Here is a 19,175-nt window from a genome sequence, read left to right as displayed (position 1 = left end):
CGGGATCATAGGATGATCGGGCGACGCCTGTCCTTTGTGGAGCCCGCGAGCGGGCCCGGAAGTCGTGACACGAGGCGCTTCGGCCGTCGGCGACCGGGCTGCGGACCGGGCCTGCTAGGTTTCCGGCCCGTGCGCGAGCTGACCGATGTGATCACGGCCCTCGGCCTGACCGAGCGGGCCGCCGACTGGACCAGCGCCGGCGACCTGGCCCGGCAGACCTCCTCGTCCCCGGCGCTGCTGCGGGAGCTGCTCAACCAGCTGGTGACCCTGGGCCTGTTCGACCGCGACGGTATGCGATACCGCGTGGCGGCGCACGGCTGACGGCTCGGCGTGCCCCTGCGGTTCCGGTTCCGGCTCACCCCGCTCGACCAGGTCACGCCCTGGTCGAGCGAGTACTGGCCGCACTGGTTCGGGCTGTCCGACGGCACGTACTGGATCGAGCTCGACGGCCACCGGCTGCTCTGCGGTCGCGACGGCGGGCCGTTCATCGACTACTACGTCTGCCGATTCTGGGAGGACCTGGTCGAGACCACCCTGGCGCTGTTCGCCGGCCGGACGCACCAGTTCTACCTCGGCTACCCCGGCGATCGCCACAACCCGGAATTCTCGCTGCGCCGCACCAAGAACCGGATCAAGATCCACTACCACGACCGGATCGACGACATCACCGTCGTCGCGACCGTGCCGATGAAACAGTGGCTCGCGGCGCTGGCGGAGTTGGACCGGGAGTTCGTCGCCGCCATGGCCGAACGGCTCGGCGGCGATCCGAAACTGCTTGCCGAGCATGAACAGCGGGCCCGCTGGGTGGCAAAAGCCCTGCCCTGACAAGGCGAAACGCCGGCCGCGTCGGAGGGGACGACGCGGCCGGCGTTGGTCACACGCAGCGGTAGCTGCTGGCGGTGGCAGGGTCGCCGTGGCCGAGGTAGCGGGACACCTTGGGGTAGCGGCAGATGTCCCGGGTCACGGCGCCGGTCGCGTTGGCGGCGGGCAGCGTGTCGGGGGCCTTGCCGTGCTCGACCCAGTTCACCAGGGCGCCCAGCGGATCGGTGGGGAGAGCCCCGGCGCCGCCGACGCAGTGGAAGCCGCCGGGCACGACGAACAGCCGGTAGAACGCGTCAACCCGTTGCGTGCCGCCGAAAATCCGGTCGACCTGGCGGCGGTAGTCGAACAGGCCGTTGGTCGGGATGAGCTGGTCGGCGGTGCCGACAGTGGTGATCAGCTTGCCGCCGGCGGCCCGGAAGCCGGACAGGTCGGGATCGGCGGTGCCGATGACGTTGTCGTACTGGGCCACGGACTGCCGGAACAGGGCGGCGAACCGGGCGTAGGTGATGGTGGAGACGTCGAACGTCTTCTGGTGCAACAGGAACGTCTGCACCCAGTCGGCGGCGACGATGAAGCCGGGCGCGGTGAGCGAGCCGTCGGGGGCGACCTGGGTGCCGGCGATGCCGGCGAAGCTGGCCCCCTTGGGCAGACCGCCCCACAGCCGGTGGCCGTGCTCGTCGGTCGGGCCGTCCCATATCTTGCGCACGACGTCGGCGTCCCGGGCGGAGATGGTGATCTCCTTGCCGTCACAGGTGATGCGCTGGCCGACCAGCTTTCGCGGGTCGAAGCCGCACAGCTCGGGCTGGTCGATCAGGCCGTCCGGGCCGGCGCACTGGTCGGTGGCGGCCTTGGTGAACGCGTCCAGCTCACACGAGGGCAGGATGTCGTGTTCCTGGTTCATCACCACCGCCGGCCACAGCGTCGCGACGGCGAACTGTCCCCAGTGGACGGCCGGCGCGCTGGCCAGGATGCCGTCGAAGTCATCGGGGTAGCGCTGCGCCTCGGCGTAGCCCTGGCGACCGCCGGTGGAACAGCCGTTCCAGTACGAATAGGACGCCGCGTGGCCGTAGAACCTTGCGGTTACGTCCTTTCCGACCACGGCCAGGTCGTGCTCGGACCGGTAGGCGAAGTCGGTCAGCAGGCCTTGGTCGATCGTGCCGTCGGTCTTGAGGCCCCAGCTGGCGTCCAGGGGATTGCCCGGCAGACCGGCGTCGGTGGTACCGGTGGCGTAGCCGTCTTTCACCGCCCGCACAAGGGAATCACCGGCGAAGTCACCGGCCGCGTAGGCGCTGCCGCCGAGGGCTTCGAACCGACCGTTCCACCCGTTGTCGGGCAGGTCGACGGTGGTGTGCACGTGGTCGCCAGCGCCGGGATGGCTGACCGTCACGGTGAATTCGCAGTAGGACGGCACGTCGCTGACCGGCGGAACCGGGCCGAGCGGGCCGTCGGGGAAGGTGACGGTGCCGCCGGGCCTGTGCACGGCGGTGACCGACTCGACCGTGGCGCCAGCCGGCGCCGCGACGGGAAGGCTGGCGCAGGTGCCGGTGCTGGCGGCGGCCGGCAGCGGCACCAGCAGCGCGAGCGGCACGAGGGCGGCGATCACGCCTGCTCTTCGTCTCATGGCCGCGACCCTAAGCGGCGCGAACCAGAAAACCGTTGCCATGCCACGCTTCCGGCCACAAGCTGACCGGAACCGCCGCTGCCCGAGGCGATCGGGCAGCGGCGGCGGCCTCAGCGCACCTGAACGGTCACGGTGACGGTCCTCGTCTGCGCCGGCAGCTTGCGGGTGTCGATGGCCAGATACTCGCCGTCGTCCTGGGTGCCGGCCGGGGTCGTCTTGGCGTGCAGCTGGAACGGCGGCGCGGTGTTGGTGACGCTGTCGATGCCGAAGTCGCTGTCATTGCTGACGACGATCGTGCGGCCGTGGTCGGTGGTGGCGACGCCCTCGATCTTGTCGTGGCCGAAGAAGCCGCCGGTCGGGTCGAGGCCGGTCAGCAGGCCGCCGAGGTCGACGCCCAGCGTCTTGCCCACCGGCGTGATACCCACCTTGGCCAGGTCCGCGGTGGCGGTCTTGGTGTCGTCGGTGCCGACGTAGGCGTCAATGGTGGCCTTGTTCGGGCCGACCAGCAGGCCGCCCTTGGCCCCGTCGTAGCCGCCCGCCCGCGGGCCGACGTCGGTCGCGCCGGCCAGGTCGATCTTGAACAGCTTCTTGTACGCGCCCGGCTCCGGCTTGCCGTCCCGCTCGTCGACCAGGAACGTGGTGTTGGACAGCGCGGTGATCTCGCTGACCGCGCCGCTGTTGGTCTTCGGGTCGTCGAGCAGGTACAGGTACTCGTGCGTGGCGTGCGTGCGCAGGTCGTAGGTGACGATGCGCAGCGTGGTCACGTTGCCGGGCTTCTTGGTCAGATCCGGCTGCTGGAGCGCGGACTGCATCATGCCGACCAGGGTCCGGCCGTCCGGCGTGACGGTCAGGCCCTCCATGCCCTTGTTCGGCACCCGGTTGGCCAGCTCGGCCGGCAGCGAGCCGTCGAACGGCGACAACCGTTGCAGCGCACGGCCGTTGCGGTCGAAGTGGGTGATGAACGGGCCGTACTCGTCGGACACCCAGAAGGTGCCGTCGGGCAGCGCGACCAGGCCCTCCGAGTCGTAGCCGTCGGGGTCGGCCAGCAGGGGGTTGCCGTTCAGGTCGACGATCGTCTCGCCGGTGCCAGCCTGGCTGTTGACCCGACCCGAGTAGGGCGTGCCGTCCTTGGCCCGCAACGGAATCGTGCGCTCCAGCACCGCTTTCCCGTTCACCAGGCGGAACTTGCCGATGGCCGGGTCGAAGTTCGGCAGCGGCTCGACCTTCACGCCGTTCGGGCCGTCCACGTTCGGGCCGCGGTCGGTCAGGCCGTAGTACTCGTCGCAGCTGCCCGGGACCGGGGCCAGCGACGAGCCGTAGCCGCCGGCCGTGACCGGCACGCCGCCGATGACGGCTAACGGCTTCAGGTTCGTGGTGTACAGCCGTACCGCGTCGGTTTCGGTGTAGGTGAAGGAATCCGTGCCGGTGAAGTCGGCGGCCGGGGTGTAGCGCAGCGAGCCGTCCTGGTTACGGGTGACGGTTCCGTGCGCCGGGGCGGTGTGCGACACGACCGTCTGTCTCGCGGTCACGGTCAGGGGCTGGCCGCGATGTGTGCGGTAGCCGGGGTCGGTGCTGGCGTCCGCGACGCCCGTGGCGAGCAGGCTCAGCGCGACTGCGCCGGCGGTAACGGCGATCCGGTAACGATTCACCGGCAGGAGTGTCGTCACGACAAGTGGACGCCGCCCGACCGACAGGCGACGCGCCGGTGAACAAACCCGGCCCTTCCGCCGGTCACGGGGTAGACATCAGGCATGCCGTCACAGCAGGACATCAACCAGTCGGTGATCAGTGAGTTCCGGGCCAACGGCGGCCGCGTCGGCGGCCCGCTGGCCGGCATCGACCTCGTGCTCGTCACCCACACCGGCGGCCGCACCGGTCGTAGCCTCACCACTCCCCTGGGCTACTTCGTCGACGGCGACGACCTCGTCGTCATCGCCGCCAACCGGGGCAGCGCCACCCATCCGTCCTGGTACCACAACCTCGTCGCCCACCCCGCCGTCACCGTCGAGGTCGGCACCGCCAAGTACGACGCCGTGGCCCACGTCGCCGCCGGCGCCGAGCGGTCCCGCCTGTGGTCCTCGATCTCCGGCGCGAAGCCCTTCTTCCTCGACTTCGCCGCCCAGGCCGCCCCTCGGGAGATCCCCGTCGTCATCCTCCGCCGCGCGTGATCGGCCTGCTGCACCACGTCGAGCTGTGGGTGCCCGACCTCCCTCGGGCCACCCGCAGCTGGGGCTGGCTCCTCGGCGAACTGGGCTATGTCGTGTACCAGGACTGGCCCGCCGGCCGCAGCTGGCGGCTCGGCGACACCTACCTCGTCGTCGAGCAGTCCCCCGCCCTGACCTCCGCCACCCACGACCGCCAACGCCCCGGCCTCAACCACCTCGCCTTCCACGCCGGCGACCGCGTCGACACCTTGGTCGACGCGGCTCCGGACCATGGCTGGACCCTGCTGTTCCCCGACAAGCATCCGTACGCGGGCGGCCCCGACCACTACGCCGCCTACCTCGCCGACGAGGACGGCTTCGAGGTGGAGCTGGTCGGAAGTTAGTTCAGGCCGGCCAGCAGGTCGGTCTCGGTGATGCCGGGGCCCTGGCCGTCGCGGATGAACCACTCGGTGCCGAAGGTGCGGTTGAAGTGCTCGTCCGGCAGGCTCAGGAAGAAGGAGTCGTCCGAGATCTGGCTGGTGTGGGCGCGCATGGCGGTCCGTTTGACGGGCGCGTAGGCGCTGACGTCGACGCGGGCGGTGATGATCGCCTCGGGCTTGCCGAACTCGCGCTCGCTGAAGTCGGGCATCTCGGCGCCGGTCTCGGCGGCGATGGCGGTCCAGTTGGCGATGGCGGCCTCGCGGTTCATGGTGCTCTGGTAGACGCGGGGCGTGCCGGCCAGTTCGGCGGCGCGCATGCCGACGCGGTGCACCTGGATGTGGTCGGGGTGGCCGTAGCCGCCGTTGTCGTCGTAGACGGTGAGCACGTCGGCCCGCTCCTCGACGAGGATGGCGGCGAGCTTGGCGGCAGCCTCCTCGACGGGGGCGGTCCAGAAGGAGCCGGGCGCGGTGTTGGCGTCCCAGCCCATCATGCCGGAGTCCTTGTACCCCAGGAACTCCAGCCGCTTGACGCCCAGGACGTCGGCAGCGGCCCTGGTCTCGGCGAAGCGCCGCTGGACCAGGGTCTCCCCCTCGGCCAGCAGGCCCTCGGGGATCTCGCCCTGTTCGCCGTCAGTCGCGACCACGAGCACCACCCGGTGCCCCTCGTCGGCGGCCTTGCGCATCACGCCGCCGGTGGCGATCGACTCGTCGTCCGGGTGGGCGTGGAAGGTGACGATCGTCGCCATCAGTTGTGAATCCCCATCATTCGTTCGGTGACTGCTCGGCCAGGAACTGTTCGAACTGGTCGCCGAGCTCGTCGGCGGTGGGCATCTGCTCCAGCACGTCGCTGAGCAGGCTGGGCTTGGCGGCGGCCTCGGCGAACGTGTCGTACTGGCGCTCCAGCGCCCGCACCACGTCGGCGACCTCGGCGGACTCGTTGACCTGGCGGTCGATCTCGACGGCGGCCCGGCGGGCGGACTCCCGCAGCGAGTCGTCGGGCAGGCTGAGGCCGGTGGCCCGGACGACGTGCTCCAGCAGCGTGACCGCGGCGGTCGGGTACGAGGTCTGGGCCAGGTAGTGCGGCACGTGCGCGGCGAAGCCCACGGCGTCCCGGCCGGCCTCGCCGAGCCGGAACTCCAGCAGCGCGCCGATGCTGGCCGGCACCTGAAGGTTGTTGGGCATCTGCTGGTGCTCGCCGATCAGCTCGGGCCGGGTGCCGTGCGCGGTCACGCCGAGAGCGCGCGTGTGCGGGGCGCCCATCGGAATGCCGTGGAAGTTGGCAGCCAGCCGCACGCCCCAGCGGTCCATCAGCGCCGTCACGGCCTGGATGAACAGCTCCCACTCGTGGTCGGGCTCGGGCCCGGTCAGGATCAGGAACGGCGCGCCGAGCGCGTCGTGCAGCAGCCGCACCTCCAGCGCCGGCGCCTGGTAGCTCTCCCAGCGGTCGGTGCTGTACGTCATGATCGGCCGGCGCGACCGGTAGTCGATCAGCCGGTCCACGTCGAAGGTCGCGACCACCCGGTTGTCGAACCGCTCCAGCAGGTGCTCGACCAGCAGCTTGCCGGCGCTGCCCGCGTCGACGAAACCGTCGAAGTTCACCAACAGGACCGATCCGTCCAGGTCGGGCGTGTCCGAGTCGACCTCGACCAGGTCTTCCGGATCCCGTGCCACCGCATACCTCCCACAACCAGCCGTACAGAGCTCTCCGATGTGCAACGCGTGAAGGGTTCGGATTCATCCCCGCCGGTCAGCTATAGTCAACGCTTGAACAATCAATGCTAGGTCACCCGAGAGGACGCCGTGAAGCTCACCCCGCTGGCCATGGCGGTGCTGGAGCTCCTGATGGAGAAGCCGATGCACCCCTACGAGATGGCCCAGGTGCTGCGGGCCCGGCACATCGAGACCAGGGCGAACGTCAAGCCCGGCTCGCTGTACCACGCGGTGGAGCGGCTGGAGACGCACGGCCACATCGAGGTGGTGGACACCCAGCGCGAGGGCCGCCGCCCGGAGCGCACGGTGTACGGGGTGACCGAGGCCGGCCGGGACGCGTTCCTGGAGCGGGCCAAGGCGATGCTCGGCTCGGTGGAGCAGGAGCACCCGGAGTACGCCAGCGGGCTGGCCGGGATGAACGAGCTGGACCGCGAGGACGCGTTGGCCGAACTGCGCACCCGCGCGCTGACGCTGTCGGCCGCCGCGGCGGCCGACGAGGTGATCATGGAGAGCCTGCGGGCCAAGCCGCTGCCGTCCATCTACTGGCTGGACAAGAGGTTCATCGCCGACCGGCGCGCGTTCGAGCTGGCCTGGACGAACCAGTTGATCGAGGACATCACCACCGGCCGGGTCGATTGGGTGCCCGCCGAGACCAAGGACGAGGCGTGAGCGAGCTAGCGAGCGAACCATTCAACGCAGAACGTCCGCGAACGCGGACACCGAGCGCCAGCGAGGTGCCGCAGTGAACGAGAGACCCGGCAATCCGTGGGGCGCGCTGGCCGCGCTCTGCATCGGCTTCTTCATGATCCTGCTGGACGCGACCATCGTGTCCATCGCGATTCCGGCGATGCTGCGCGGGCTGAACGCCAGCCTGAACTCCGTCGTCTGGGTGACCAGCGTCTACCTGCTCACCTATGCCGTGCCGATGCTGTTCACCAGCCGGCTCGGCGACCGGTTCGGCCCCAAGCGGGTGTTCCTGGTCGGCCTGGTGCTGTTCACGCTGGCCTCGCTGTGGTGCGGCCTGGCCGGCGACGTCGGCACGCTGATCGCGGCCCGCGGCGTGCAGGGCATCGGCGCGGCGCTGATGACGCCGCAGACGCTGGCGTTCATCAGCTTCCTGTTCCCGCCGGCCCGCCGCGGCGCGGCGATGGGCGTGTGGGGCGCGATCGCCGGCCTGGCCACCGTGGCCGGGCCGCTGCTGGGCGGCCTGCTGGTGGACAACCTCGGCTGGCAGTGGATCTTCTTCGTGAACGTGCCGGTCGGCGTGCTCGCGGTCGTGATGACGATGGCGCTGGTGCCCGACTGGCGGCCCGGCGCCGCGCACTCCTTCGACGTGCCGGGCATTCTGCTGTCCGGCGCCGGGTTGCTGCTGCTGGTGTTCGGGCTGCAGAACGGTCAGCAGTACAACTGGGGCGAGGTGTGGGGCGGCATCACCGTCTTCGAGATCATCGGCGCCGGTGTGGTGCTGTTGGTCGCGTTCGCCGTGTGGCAACGGTTCAACAAGCGGGAACCCCTGATCCCGCTGCGGGTGTTCGGCAACCGCAACTTCTCCAGCGGTGTGCTGGCCTCGGTGACGGTCGGCTTCACCATGACCGGCATGTTCTTCCCGATCGTGATCTACCTGCAGACCGTGCTCGGGCTGACGCCGCTGCAGGCCGGCCTGCTCACCGCGCCGATGTCGGTGCTGTCCGGCGTGGTCGCGCCGTTCACGGGACGGTTGTCGGACAAGGTGAACGCCAAGTTCCTGCTCATGTTCGGACTCGTGGCGCTGGCCGTCGGACTGGCCTGGATCTCGCTCCAGGTCACGCCGTCGACCACGCCCGTGGCCCTGATCCCCGCGCTGCTGGTGTGCGGCCTGGGCATCGGGTTCATCTTCTCGCCGATGAGCACCGTGACCATGGGCGCCGTGCCGCGGGAGCTCACCGGCTCCGCCTCCGGCATCTACAACACCGCCCGCCAGGTCGGCGGCGTGCTGGGCAGCGCCGCCGTCGGTGTGCTGCTGCAGGCCCGAATCACCGCATCGCTGGCCGCCTCCACCGCCGGGCTGCCCGACCAGATCCGCTCCGGCATCTCCAGCGACACCAACCTGGAGGGCGGGCCGCCGGATCTCAGCGCCGTGCCGTCCGGCCTGCGCCAGCAGATCACCGACGCCATCCACAGTGGACTGACCACCGCCGCCGCCCAAACCCTGTGGCTGCCGGCCGGTTTCCTACTGCTGGGCGCGTTGGCCGCCCTGGCCATGCGCACCGCCCGCCCGACCCGCGCCGCCGAACCAACCCCCGAACCAGCGGCGCACTAGCGCTTCAGCCCCACCACTGAACCATGACGATGTGGACCTCGCGCTGGTGGTCGAGGATCAGGTAGATCACCTGACCGGCAGCGTGAGGACCGAATTTCCACTTCCGCACCTCGGCCGTTGGGTTCTTGTCGTGCTGAGAATCCCCGTTCCACGGGGCAAGCTCAAGAACACGGAAGACCTCTGCCAGCCCCGGAACGGCCTCGGGCGGCAGCGCATCGATCTGTTCCTGAGCCTCGGGATAGACGTCGAGGCGGTACATCTAACCGGCGAGCCTCGCCTGCATCCGCGCCAACATCTCCGCGCCGGAAATGCTGCCCGCCGGGGCCTTGCCGGTCGCCAGCGTGGTTTTGATGGTCGCCATCATGCGGGCGTAGCTACCTGGGCGCTTGAGCTCCGTGTAGGCCATCAGCCGCCACTTGTCGAGCAGGTCCTGCACGCCGGCAAGGTCGTGAATCCGCCGCGCCTCTTCCATCACGAAGTCCCACTCGCGGTCGAAGTCCGCGAGCATCTGGCCCGTCAGGCAGGCGCGGATCGCGCCCGGTTCCGCCTCCGGTGGGACCGGCTCCGGGTCGTGATCGTACGCGGGCAGTGCCATGTCCCGACGGTAGCAGGTAGGGCGCTGACCACAAGCGGGTACACGCCGTAGTTGAAAATATCACCGAGGGTGACCGGTGTGCGCCCGGTCGAGTGGATCGGGCGCACACCGGCCGGGACTACGGGAGAACCTGGATCTTGCGGCCCTTGCCGGCCTTGAACTGCTCCAGGGCGGCGGCGTAGTCGTCGAGGGGGAGGCGGTCGCTGATGAAGACCTCCGGGTCGAGGACGCCGGCGGCGAAGAGGTCGGCGGCGCGCTCGTAGCTGTGCAGCACGGCCATCGAGCCGGTGATGGTGATCTCCTGGTTGTAGATCTTGTACGGGTCGATCTCCACGCGGGCGGCGTAGTCGGCCACGCCGAACTGGAGGAAGGTGCCGCCCTTGGCCACCCGGGACAGGCCGTCCTGGATGGCCCGGGCGTTGCCGGTGGCGTCGATGACGACATCCCAGCCGGCCCGGTCGAGCTCGTCGGCGCTGGTGGCGGCGGTGGTGCAGCCCAGCTGGCGGGCGGTGGCCAGGCGCTCCTCGTTGAGGTCGACGACCTCGATGCTGGCGGCGCCGGTGAGCTTGCCCAGCTCCAGCATCATCAGGCCCATGGTGCCGGAGCCGTAGATCAGCACGGACGAGGCGAGCTGGGAGCGCAGCACGTCGTAGCCCCGCACGGCACAGGACAGCGGCTCGATGAGGGCGGCGTCCTCGGTGCGCACGTGATCGGGCAGCTTGACGCAGTTGGCCACGGGCGCGACGGCGAACTCGGCGGCACCGCCGGCGGTGGAGACGCCGATACCGCCCCAGCGCTCGCACAGGTTGTTGCGCCCGGACCGGCAGTACCGGCACTCGAAGCAGTACAGCGACGGGTCCACGGCCACCCGGTCGCCGACCGCGACCTCGGTGACGTCGGCGCCGATCTCGGCCACCACGCCGGCGAACTCGTGGCCGGGGATCACGGGCAGCGTCGGCGCGAACTCGCCCTGCAGGATGTGCAGGTCGGTGCCGCACAGCCCGCAGGCGGACACGTCCACGACCACCTGCCGGCGCTGCGGCGTCGGATCGTCCACAGTGGTCACTTCGACCTGGCCGACCCCGCTGATGACGGCTGCCTTCACTTCACGGCTCCCAACGACAGGCCCTGGACCAACTTGTCCTGGGCGGCGAACCCCGCGGCGAGCACCGGCAACGAGATCACCGTCGCCGCCGCGCACACCTTGGCCAGGAACAACCCCTGACTGGTGACGAAACTGGTGAGGAACACCGGCGCGGTGCCCGCGACCACGCCGGTCAGCACCCGCGCGAACAGCAGCTCGTTCCAGCTGAAGATGAAGCAGATCAACGAGGTCGCGGCGATGCCGGGCATGGCGACCGGGGCGACCACCCGCCGCAGCGTGGTGATCAGCCCGGCCCCGTCCAGCGCGGCGGCCTCCAGCATCTCCACCGGCACCTCGGCCAGGAACGACCGCATCAGCCACACCGCGATCGGCAGGTTCATCGAGGTGTACAGCACGGTCAGGAACGAGATGTTGTCCAGCAGCCCGGAGAACTGGGCGAACAGGTAGATCGGCAGGGTGCCGGCCACCACCGGCAGCATCTTGGTGGACAGGAAGAAGAACAGCACGTCCGACCACTTGCGCACGGGCTTGATCGACAGCGCGTAGGCGGCCGGGATCGCCAGCAGCAGCACCAGGACTGTGGACCCGATGCTGGCGCTGGCCGAGTTGATCAGCGGCGGCCACGGGCTGACCCCGCTGCTGGCGCCGAAGAACTCCTCGTAGCCGGACAGGGTCAGCGGCGCGAACAGCGACGGCGGGTTGGTGGCGGCGTCGGACTCGCTGTGGAACGAGGTCAGCACCATCCACAGCACCGGCAGGGCGAACAGGATCCCGGCCAGCCAGGCGAAAACGCCCCACGGCCGCCACACCTTGCGCGGGCTCATCGTGTCACCTCGTTGCGCAGCAGGGAGGACACCACACGCAGCGCGAAGGTGGCGATGACGATCGAGGCGATCACCACGATCACGCCGGCCGCCGACGCCTGCCCGTAGTCATGGGCCTGGAAGAAGGTCTGGTAGATGGTGTACGGCAGGTTCGCGGTGCCCAGGCCGCCGGAGGTGATGGTGAACACCGCGTCGAAGTTCTGCACGATGTAGATCGACCCGAGCAGCCCGCCCAGCTCCAGGTACTGCCGCAGGTGCGGCAGCGTCAGGTAGCGGAAGACCTGCCATGGCGTGGCGCCGTCCATGCGGGCCGCCTCGATGGCGTCACCCGGACGACTTTGCAGGCCCGCCAACAGGATCAGCATCATGAACGGGGTCCACTGCCACACCAGGGCCGCCTCGACGGAGATCAGCGGCATGGACGAGATCCAGTCCGGCTGCGGCGGGGTGGCCCCGCCGAACAGGCCCCAGATCCAGGTCAGCGCGCCGTTGAGCAGGCCGTACTCGGGGTTGTAGAGCACGTGCTTCCACAGCAGCGCGGCGGCCACCGGCACCACCAGGAACGGCGCGATCAGCAGCGTGCGCACGAACCCGCGGCCGCGGAACTTCTGGTCCAGCAGCAGCGCGAGTCCCAGCCCGAGCAGCAGGCTGACGACCACGACGGCAACCGTGAGGATCACCGTGGTCACCACCGACGAGCGCAGCGCGTCGTCGGTGGCGACCGCGATGTAGTTGCCCAGGCCGGCGAACCCGCGATTGCTCGGATCCAGCGCGTTCCAGCGCAGGAAGGAGATGATCAGGGTCACGACGAACGGCAGCTGGGTGATGATGATCGTGAACACCAGCGCGGGCAGCAGCGGCGCCCGGCGCGCCCACTCGGCGGCCCGCTTGGGGCCGGTGCGCACGGGGTTCACCAGCGGTCGGTCGACCAGGGCCTGGGTCGCCATGTCACTTGCCCTGGTACTTGGTCGCGACCTTCTCGGCCAGTGCCTGGCCGGCGGTCAGCGCGGCGTCCACTGTGGTCGATCCGGCGATGGCCGAGCTGATCTGCTGCGACACCTGGGTGCCCAGGTCGGTGAACTCGGGGATGTCGACGAACTGGATGCCCAGCGTCGGCCGCGGCTGCACGCCCGGGTTCTTCGGGTCGGCGCTGGTGATGGCGTCCTTGGTCTGCGAGGCGAACGGCCCGGCGGCCTTCACGTAGTCCGGGTTGGTGTAGGTGGAGGCGCGCTTGCCGGCCGGCACCCGGGACCAACCCAGCTGAGACCCGACCAGGTTCTCGTAGCCCTTGCTGGACGCCCAGGAGATGAACTTCCAGGCGTTGTCCTGCTTCTTGGACGCCTTCTGCACGCCCCAGGCCCAGGTGTACAGCCAGCCGGAGGACTTGGTCTTGACCACCGGGGCCGGCGCGTAGCCGAGCTTGCCGGCGACCGGGGAGTCCTTGCCCTCAAGGGAACCGGCGGCCGAGGTGGCGTCGTACCACATGGCGACCTTGCTCTGCTCCAGGTTGTTCAGGCACTCGGTGAAGCCGGCCTGCGGCGCGCCGGACTCGCCGTGCGCCTTGACCAGGTCCACGTAGAACTGGGTGGCCTGCTTGAACTCCGGGCTGGTCAGCTGGGCCTGCCAGTCCTTGGTGAACCAGGTGCCGCCGAAGGTGTTGACCACGGTGTCCAGCGGAGCCATCACCTCGCCCCAGCCGGGCTGGCCGCGCAGGCAGATGCCCTTCATGCCCGGCTGCGCCCCGTCGACCTGGGCGGCCAGGTCGGCGACCTGCTGCCAGGTGGGGTTGGCCGGCATGGTCAGGCCCTTGGCCTGGAAGACGTCCTTGCGGTACATGAGGAACGAGGACTCGCCGTAGAACGGCTCGCCGTAGACCTTGCCGTCGTCGGCGGTCAGCGAGACCCGCATCGGCTCCAGGATGTCGTTCTGGTCGAACGAGCTGTCCTTGGCGATGTAGTCGTCCAGCGGCGCGAGCCAGCCGTTCTTGGCGTAGAACGGGATCTCGTAGTTGCTGATGGTGGCCACGTCGTACTGACCGGCCTGGCTGGAGAAGTCCTGGCTGATCTTGTCGCGGACGTCGTTCTCCGGCAGCACCGTGAAGTTCACCGTGATGCCGGTCTGCTTGGTGAAGTTGTCGGCGGTGAGCTTCTGGAGGTCGACCATCTGCGGGTTGTTCACCATCAGCACGTTGATCGAGTTCGTGCCGCCCGCGCCGCCGCCGCCCGCCCCGCTGCACGCGGTCAGCGCCGCGGCTGTCAGCACCGCACCGATCGCCGCGCAGCCGGCACGGCGTGCTCCGATTCGCGCCATCCGAGACATCTCCTCGTTGTTCCTCGTATACCTGGGCACTTCGGACAGCCCCCATATCCCGGTGGCGCGCACCGGGAATTCTCAGACGCGGATCACCTTCGGCCCGAGCACCGCGTACCGCTGGCTGTCCGCTGTGGACAGTCCGGGGTCGGTGACGATGGCCTCGAAGTCCGCGACGTCGGCGAACCGACTGAAGCTGGAAACGCCGAACTTTGTATGCACACCAACAAAAACACGCCGTCGGGAGACGGCGACGGCCTTGGCCTTGACCGCGCCGACCGCCGGGTCGGGCGTGGTCAGCCCGTGCTCACGGGAAATCCCGTTGGCCCCAAGGTAGGCGAGATCGATCACCATCTCGCCCAGCATGCGCAGCACCCAGTGATCAACGGTCGCCAAAGTGTGCCCGCGCAGCCGCCCGCCGAGCAGCAGCACCGTGACGCTGGGCGTGCCGGACAGGGCCGCGGCCGCCGGCAGCGAGGCCGTAACGACGGTCAGCGGGCGATCAGTTGGCAGCGCCTCGGCCACCAGTTGGGGCGTGAAGCCCTCGTCCACGAACACGGTCTCCGCGTCGCCGAGCCGGTCGGCGGCGGCCCGCGCGATGCGCCGCTTCTCCGGCAGGTGCGAGGTCGCACGGTAGGCGATGCCCGTCTCGTAGCCGGCGGTCTCCACCGGGACCGCGCCGCCATGCGTGCGACGCACCAGCCCGTGCTGGTCGAGCAACTTCAGGTCGCGGCGCACGGTCTCCGGCGCGACGTCCAGCTCGGCCGCCACGTCGCCGACGTCCACGCGGCCGTTGGCCCGGGCGCGGGCCAGGATCCGGCGCTGGCGCTCGTCAGCCTGCATCGCACCCACCTCCCACGCACATCGTTGTGTTGACTCGGGCAAGGCCACGCCCGTTCGGGCAGGAAATAGGTTTAACACCGACGCAACAGTGTGGCCAGCGCCACAACGGGGTCTCGGTTGCCCGGTTTTCGCCCGTTTGAGTGAGCCTCACCAGCGATGCCGGGCATGATCGGCCCGTATCGTGCCCGTTTCCCAGCGTGACCGTGCCCGATCGCGGCTCGATTTCCCCCTATGCGGTTAACTGGTGGCCATGGGCAGCATCTCGGACGTCGTCCGCTGGGCCGTAGTCGTCACCATGGCCGGGCCGCTGGCCCTGGTCGGCACGCCGGCGCCGCTGGCGACCAACAGCACGCTCCCGACGGGGCTGTCCACCGACCAGCTGGCCGGGCAGCGGGTCATCTACTCCTACCCGGGCGCGACGCCGCCGCAGAGCCTGCTGGACCGGATCAGCCAGGGCCGGGCCGGCGGCGTGATCTTCTTCGGCGAGAACATCCAGTCCGCCGCCCAGATCAAGGGCGCGGTCGACCAGCTGCGGCAGGCCGCCTCGAAGAGTCCGGTGCACCAGCCGCTGCTGCTGATGACCGACCAGGAGGGCGGGCTGGTCCGCCGGCTGCCCGGCGCGCCCACGATGTCGGAGAAGCAGATCGGGCAGGCCGCCAACGCGCAGCAGCAGGCCGCCAACGCGGGCACCGGGGCCGGGCAGAACCTGGCCAGTGTCGACATGAACTTCAACCTCGCGCCCGTGCTGGACGTCTACCGCACGCCCGGCGACTTCGACGACTCGGCGCAGCGCTCGTACAGCACCGACCCGGCCAAGGTGAACACCCTGGGCGCGGCCTTCGTCTCGGCCCAGCAGCAGACCGGCGTCGCCGCCACCGTGAAGCACTTCCCCGGCCTCGGCTCGGCCACCACCCAGCAGAACACCGACGAGCAGCCGGTGACCCTGACCGCGTCGGCCGACACCCTGCGCAACGTCGACGAGGCCGCGTATCCGGCCTCGGTGGCCGCCGGGGCCAAGTCGGTGATGCTGTCCTGGGCGATCTATTCCTCGCTGGACCCGAAGCTGCCGGCCGGCCTGTCCCCCACGATCATCAACCAGGAGCTGCGGGGCCGGCTCGGCTTCAAGGGCGTGACCATCACCGACGCCCTGGAAGCCGGCGCGCTCAAGGCCTTCGGCGACACCGGCCAGCGGGCCGTCTCCGCGGCCGGCGCCGGCATGGACCTCATCCTGTGCTCCGGCCGTGACGTCAGCCAGGGCGACCAGGCCGCCGCCGCCATCTCCGCCGCCGTCACCAACAACCAGCTCGACCACAGCGCCTTCGACGCGTCCGTCGAGCGGGTGTTGGACATGCGCGGCACGTTGCGTTGAGTCGCGAGGCCGCGCCGGTGCCTGGACTGTCGCCGGATTTCGGCCGCCGCCACCCGACGCGCCCCACCACCCGAGCCGGATGCGGCGGGCTAAATCCGGCCAGGGAAGGCACCGGTCACGAGCGGCCTCGCCCCGCGCGGAACGCGCGGAAAAAACACTGCAACAATCTCCCGGCTGTGACCACAAGTGGGGGTGGAGACACTGGCCGACTTGGAGTCGGCAGCTGACACAACGCTGTGGGGGGCGATCGCGGAGGATGACCACGCGGCGTTCACCACGCTGTACGAGCGGCACGCCCAGGCGGTGTGGAACTACGCGTATCGGCTGACCGGCTCGTGGTCGACGGCTGAGGACGTGCTGGCCACGGCGTTCATGACGGCGTGGCAGCGGCGGGCCGACGTGGTGCTGATCCGGGACAGCGCGTTGCCCTGGCTGTACACGGTGGCGGCCAACCTGGTGCGCAACGACCACCGCCGGCGCGGCCGGTTCCTGCGGCTGGTGCCGAAGCTGGCGGTGCTCGACGAGGCCCGTGACCACGCGGAGGAATTCGTCGAGCGGGACCACACTCAGCAGCGCCTCACCAAGGTGCTGGCGGCCGTGGACCGGCTGCCGGCCGCCGAGAAGGAGGCGGTGCAGCTGTGCATGGTGGGCCGGATGAGCACGGCCGACGCCGCCCAACTGCTCGGCATCACCGAGGTCAGTGTCCGTTCCCGCCTGTCCAGGGCGCGCACCCGACTGCGCCGCATGACCGAGGGCAGCATGACCGAGGGTGGCATGACCGAGGAGAGCTTCGATGAGTGACCCGTTCGACCTGCCCGAGCGGGAACTGCCCGACCACGTCCGGCAGCTGGCCCTGCTCCGGGTGATGGAAGGCATCGACCGCACCCCGCCGCGCCGCAGGACGGGCCTAGCGCCGCTGCTGATCGCCGCGTCGGTGATCGCCCTGATGGCCGGCGCGACGATCGTCACCAGCACGCTGAACACCAAGGACAACCGGACGCTGACCGCCTCGCCGACCAGCCCGCACCCGACGACATCGGTCAGCGGCCAGCCCTCGGGTGGCTTCCCGTTCTACGGCATGACGCTCAACTGGGGCACCGGCTCGCAGATGGAGCGCTGCTGGTCGGCGGACCACAAGCCGAACGACTGGGAGCCGCTGCTCCAGGTCAGCCGCAACAGCCTGACCGCGTTGCTCTACCGGGTCGGCGCCGACCTGGTCCTGTGCGAGCTGACCAAGGAGACGGTGACGGTCAAGGCGCTGCGGTACCCGGACCCGCCGGCCGGGAACGTGCCGGCGAAGATCATGTTCACCACCCAGGACGGCACCTACGCCGGCGTGGTGGCGCCGGGCGTCGGCACCATGGTGCTCGGCTCGAAGGACAACAACGGTGACGCGGCGGCCGTCGGCAACGGGGTCTTCATCGTGCCGAACAGCTACAAGCCGAGCGACCACGTCTTCCTGCGTGACTACATCCATCCGCTCTACGCCGTGCCGAAGGCGGACCTGCCGGCGGTGCTGCCGCCGAACATCACCGCCCACGACCCGAAGGCGGACCGCACCTCGCCGGCCGGGCAGCGGGTCGGTGGTTGCCTGGACGCCATGGTCGACCACCCGCTGCCGGACCCCGACTACTGGCAGCCGGTGACGTACCGGCAGATCGACGCCACACACTGGGTCCAACTGGCGAAGTTGGACGACACGCTCGTCGTGTGCCAGCACGGGCCCGACCAGTACGACATCACCGACGGGCGCTCGACCAGCGAACTCCTGGTCAGCCCGGACCGGACCACGCTGACGGGCGTCGCCGTCGGCGGCGGCATCGCCTACTACGGATTCCTCGCCCAGCCGAACGCGAAGACGGTCGGGCTCGATCAGCCCGGCGCGGCCGCCGAGCTGAAGGGCACGGTCGAGAACGGCGCCTTCGTTCTGTTCCAGCCGGTGGCGAGGAACCTGGCCGCCGGCAGCACGTTCGTGGTCCGGGACGTCTCCGGAGCGGTGATCAGCCAGATCGACGTGCGCTAACGTCGGTGGTGTGACCACCGAGTACCGGCAGTTCCGGTTCCAGCGCCCGCCCGGCTCCACCGAGCTGGTGCTGGTCCGGCACGGCGAGTCGGCGCCGGCCCGGTTCGACCGGCCCTATCCGTTCCAGGACGGGCACGGTGATCCGGAGCTGGCGCCGCAGGGCCGTGAGCAGGCGGACAGGCTCGCGGAGCGGTTCAAGGACGAGCACTTCGACGCCATCTACGTGACGATCCTGCGCCGCACCGCCGAGACGGCCGCGCCGCTGGCCGAGCGGCTGGGCATCGTGCCGCAGGTCGAGCCTGACCTGCGGGAGGTGCACCTCGGCGAGTGGGAGGGCGGCCTGCTGCGCAAGCACGTCGCCGAAGGGCATCCGCTGGCCGTGAAGCTGTACGCCGAGCAGCGCTGGGACGTGATCCCAGGCGCGGAGTCGAACGAGCAGCTGGCCGAGCGGACCAGCACGGGCATCCGCCGCATCGCCGAGAAGCACCCTGATCAGCGGGTGTTGGTGGTGGCCCACGGCGGCGCGATCGGGCAGGTGCTGGCCACGGCGACCGGGGCCGAGCCGTTCACGTTCAGCGGCTCGGACAACGCCTCGGTGTCGGTGCTGGTGGTGGCCGGTGAGCGGTGGATCCTGCGCGGCTTCAACGACGTGTCACACCTGCGCTGACGGCTCCGCGTCGAAGTCGCCCAGGTCGGAGAAGACGAAGACCCGCACGGCGTAGCCGGTCGTCGGGTGCACCTGGGCCAGGTAGGCCGACACGGAGCTGCCGACGATCTCCTCGACGGCGTCGAGGAACTCCTGCTTGGTGGCTTCGTGCAGCGCCTCGTGGTGGCGCAGCACGGCGTCGGAGTAGCCGCGTTCGTTGAGCACGGCGTCGGCGACGGTGAGGCTGTCGATGGACAGCACGACCAGGCTGATCGGGTCGTCGTCGCTGACCGAGACCTTCACGTTGCGGGGACCCCGCCCGTAGAACGATCGCTCCAGGCTCGTGACCTTTTCGGCGACCGCGTTGCGTTGGGCCCTGGTGATGCGCACCGGTGGCTTTCCTCTCGCGGGCTATGGGGGTTAC

General features: G+C 69.9%; 22 protein-coding genes. 10 read left to right on the top strand and 12 right to left on the bottom strand.

From position 1 onward, the window contains the following. Positions 1-129 precede the first annotated feature (129 nt). On the top strand, positions 130-321 hold the full coding sequence (locus JJ691_RS50155) for a hypothetical protein (protein WP_211766401.1): 192 nt from the start codon (positions 130-132) through the stop codon (positions 319-321). A gap of 9 nt (positions 322-330) precedes the next feature. After that, positions 331-825, top strand: a complete 495-nt coding sequence (locus JJ691_RS50150) for a DUF5984 family protein (protein ID WP_211766400.1) — start codon at positions 331-333, stop codon at positions 823-825. A gap of 49 nt (positions 826-874) precedes the next feature. Here the strand turns inward: JJ691_RS50150 and JJ691_RS50145 are convergent, their stop codons facing one another. Then, the gene (locus JJ691_RS50145) at positions 875-2,443 is read right to left on the bottom strand and encodes a tannase/feruloyl esterase family alpha/beta hydrolase (RefSeq protein WP_211766399.1); all 1,569 of its coding nucleotides are present in this window, start codon (positions 2,441-2,443) and stop codon (positions 875-877) included. 110 nt (positions 2,444-2,553) lie between these two features. Further along, entirely contained in the window at positions 2,554-4,092 is a 1,539-nt protein-coding gene (locus JJ691_RS50140) for an esterase-like activity of phytase family protein (RefSeq protein WP_211766398.1), read from the bottom strand. Between the two features lie 102 nt (positions 4,093-4,194). Here JJ691_RS50140 and JJ691_RS50135 point away from each other — a divergent pair, with 102 nt between their 5' ends. Both JJ691_RS50135 and JJ691_RS50130 read left to right on the top strand, forming a co-directional pair. After that, positions 4,195-4,611, top strand: a complete 417-nt coding sequence (locus JJ691_RS50135; RefSeq protein WP_211766397.1) for a nitroreductase family deazaflavin-dependent oxidoreductase — start codon at positions 4,195-4,197, stop codon at positions 4,609-4,611. Next, on the top strand, positions 4,608-4,991 hold the full coding sequence (locus JJ691_RS50130; protein ID WP_249227556.1) for a VOC family protein: 384 nt from the start codon (positions 4,608-4,610) through the stop codon (positions 4,989-4,991). The genes JJ691_RS50135 and JJ691_RS50130 overlap by 4 nt, the downstream gene beginning before the upstream one ends. On the opposite strand, the gene JJ691_RS50125 is transcribed toward JJ691_RS50130, so the two are convergent. Together JJ691_RS50125 and JJ691_RS50120 are read right to left on the bottom strand one after the other, a co-directional pair. Continuing rightward, on the bottom strand, positions 4,988-5,773 hold the full coding sequence (locus tag JJ691_RS50125; RefSeq protein WP_211766395.1) for a PIG-L family deacetylase: 786 nt from the start codon (positions 5,771-5,773) through the stop codon (positions 4,988-4,990). The two genes, JJ691_RS50130 and JJ691_RS50125, sit on opposite strands and share 4 nt — an antisense overlap. Before the next feature lie 16 nt (positions 5,774-5,789). Beyond that, entirely contained in the window at positions 5,790-6,698 is a 909-nt protein-coding gene (locus JJ691_RS50120) for a proteasome assembly chaperone family protein (protein ID WP_211766394.1), read from the bottom strand. Between the two features lie 129 nt (positions 6,699-6,827). Between JJ691_RS50120 and JJ691_RS50115 the strand changes: the two genes are divergently transcribed. Both JJ691_RS50115 and JJ691_RS50110 read left to right on the top strand, forming a co-directional pair. Then, positions 6,828-7,406, top strand: coding sequence for a PadR family transcriptional regulator (locus tag JJ691_RS50115; protein ID WP_249227555.1), 579 nt, complete (start codon positions 6,828-6,830; stop codon positions 7,404-7,406). A gap of 73 nt (positions 7,407-7,479) precedes the next feature. Continuing rightward, positions 7,480-9,036: an MFS transporter gene (locus tag JJ691_RS50110; RefSeq protein ID WP_211766393.1), complete on the top strand. Its 1,557-nt coding sequence runs from the start codon at positions 7,480-7,482 to the stop codon at positions 9,034-9,036. A gap of 4 nt (positions 9,037-9,040) precedes the next feature. On the opposite strand, the gene JJ691_RS50105 is transcribed toward JJ691_RS50110, so the two are convergent. From JJ691_RS50105 to JJ691_RS50075, 7 genes are all read right to left on the bottom strand, one after another. Continuing rightward, positions 9,041-9,295: a hypothetical protein gene (locus tag JJ691_RS50105; RefSeq protein ID WP_211766392.1), complete on the bottom strand. Its 255-nt coding sequence runs from the start codon at positions 9,293-9,295 to the stop codon at positions 9,041-9,043. After that, complete coding sequence (locus JJ691_RS50100; RefSeq protein WP_211766391.1) at positions 9,296-9,631, bottom strand: DUF6247 family protein; 336 nt, start codon at positions 9,629-9,631, stop codon at positions 9,296-9,298. It abuts the gene before it with no gap. 118 nt (positions 9,632-9,749) lie between these two features. Continuing rightward, positions 9,750-10,736 (bottom strand): zinc-dependent alcohol dehydrogenase family protein, encoded by a 987-nt coding sequence (locus JJ691_RS50095; protein WP_211766390.1) that lies wholly within the window; start codon positions 10,734-10,736, stop codon positions 9,750-9,752. After that, entirely contained in the window at positions 10,733-11,560 is an 828-nt protein-coding gene (locus tag JJ691_RS50090; protein ID WP_211766389.1) for a carbohydrate ABC transporter permease, read from the bottom strand. Before JJ691_RS50090 ends, JJ691_RS50095 begins: the two co-directional genes overlap by 4 nt. Then, complete coding sequence (locus tag JJ691_RS50085; protein WP_211766388.1) at positions 11,557-12,507, bottom strand: carbohydrate ABC transporter permease; 951 nt, start codon at positions 12,505-12,507, stop codon at positions 11,557-11,559. Before JJ691_RS50085 ends, JJ691_RS50090 begins: the two co-directional genes overlap by 4 nt. 1 nt (position 12,508) lies before the next feature. Next, on the bottom strand, positions 12,509-13,870 hold the full coding sequence (locus tag JJ691_RS50080) for an ABC transporter substrate-binding protein (protein ID WP_211766387.1): 1,362 nt from the start codon (positions 13,868-13,870) through the stop codon (positions 12,509-12,511). Between the two features lie 81 nt (positions 13,871-13,951). After that, the gene (locus JJ691_RS50075; protein ID WP_211766386.1) at positions 13,952-14,713 is read right to left on the bottom strand and encodes a DeoR/GlpR family DNA-binding transcription regulator; all 762 of its coding nucleotides are present in this window, start codon (positions 14,711-14,713) and stop codon (positions 13,952-13,954) included. Positions 14,714-14,963: 250 nt separating this feature from the next. On the opposite strand from JJ691_RS50075, the gene JJ691_RS50070 reads away from it, so the two are divergent. The 4 genes from JJ691_RS50070 (at position 14,964) to JJ691_RS50055 (ending at position 18,772) form a co-directional block, all read left to right on the top strand. Continuing rightward, complete coding sequence (locus JJ691_RS50070) at positions 14,964-16,082, top strand: glycoside hydrolase family 3 N-terminal domain-containing protein (RefSeq protein WP_249227554.1); 1,119 nt, start codon at positions 14,964-14,966, stop codon at positions 16,080-16,082. 210 nt (positions 16,083-16,292) lie between these two features. After that, entirely contained in the window at positions 16,293-16,883 is a 591-nt protein-coding gene (locus tag JJ691_RS50065) for an RNA polymerase sigma factor (protein ID WP_211766385.1), read from the top strand. Beyond that, complete coding sequence (locus JJ691_RS50060) at positions 16,876-18,105, top strand: hypothetical protein (protein WP_211766384.1); 1,230 nt, start codon at positions 16,876-16,878, stop codon at positions 18,103-18,105. The genes JJ691_RS50065 and JJ691_RS50060 overlap by 8 nt, the downstream gene beginning before the upstream one ends. 10 nt (positions 18,106-18,115) lie before the next feature. Continuing rightward, complete coding sequence (locus tag JJ691_RS50055) at positions 18,116-18,772, top strand: histidine phosphatase family protein (protein ID WP_211766383.1); 657 nt, start codon at positions 18,116-18,118, stop codon at positions 18,770-18,772. On the opposite strand, the gene JJ691_RS50050 is transcribed toward JJ691_RS50055, so the two are convergent. After that, complete coding sequence (locus JJ691_RS50050) at positions 18,758-19,141, bottom strand: Na-translocating system protein MpsC family protein (RefSeq protein ID WP_211766382.1); 384 nt, start codon at positions 19,139-19,141, stop codon at positions 18,758-18,760. The genes JJ691_RS50055 and JJ691_RS50050 overlap by 15 nt on opposite strands. Positions 19,142-19,175: the final 34 nt, after the last annotated feature.

This window comes from Kutzneria sp. CA-103260 (genome assembly GCF_018263855.1).
Lineage (GTDB): Bacteria > Actinomycetota > Actinomycetes > Mycobacteriales > Pseudonocardiaceae > Kutzneria.
This window is presented reverse-complemented; position numbering and strand designations above follow the sequence as displayed.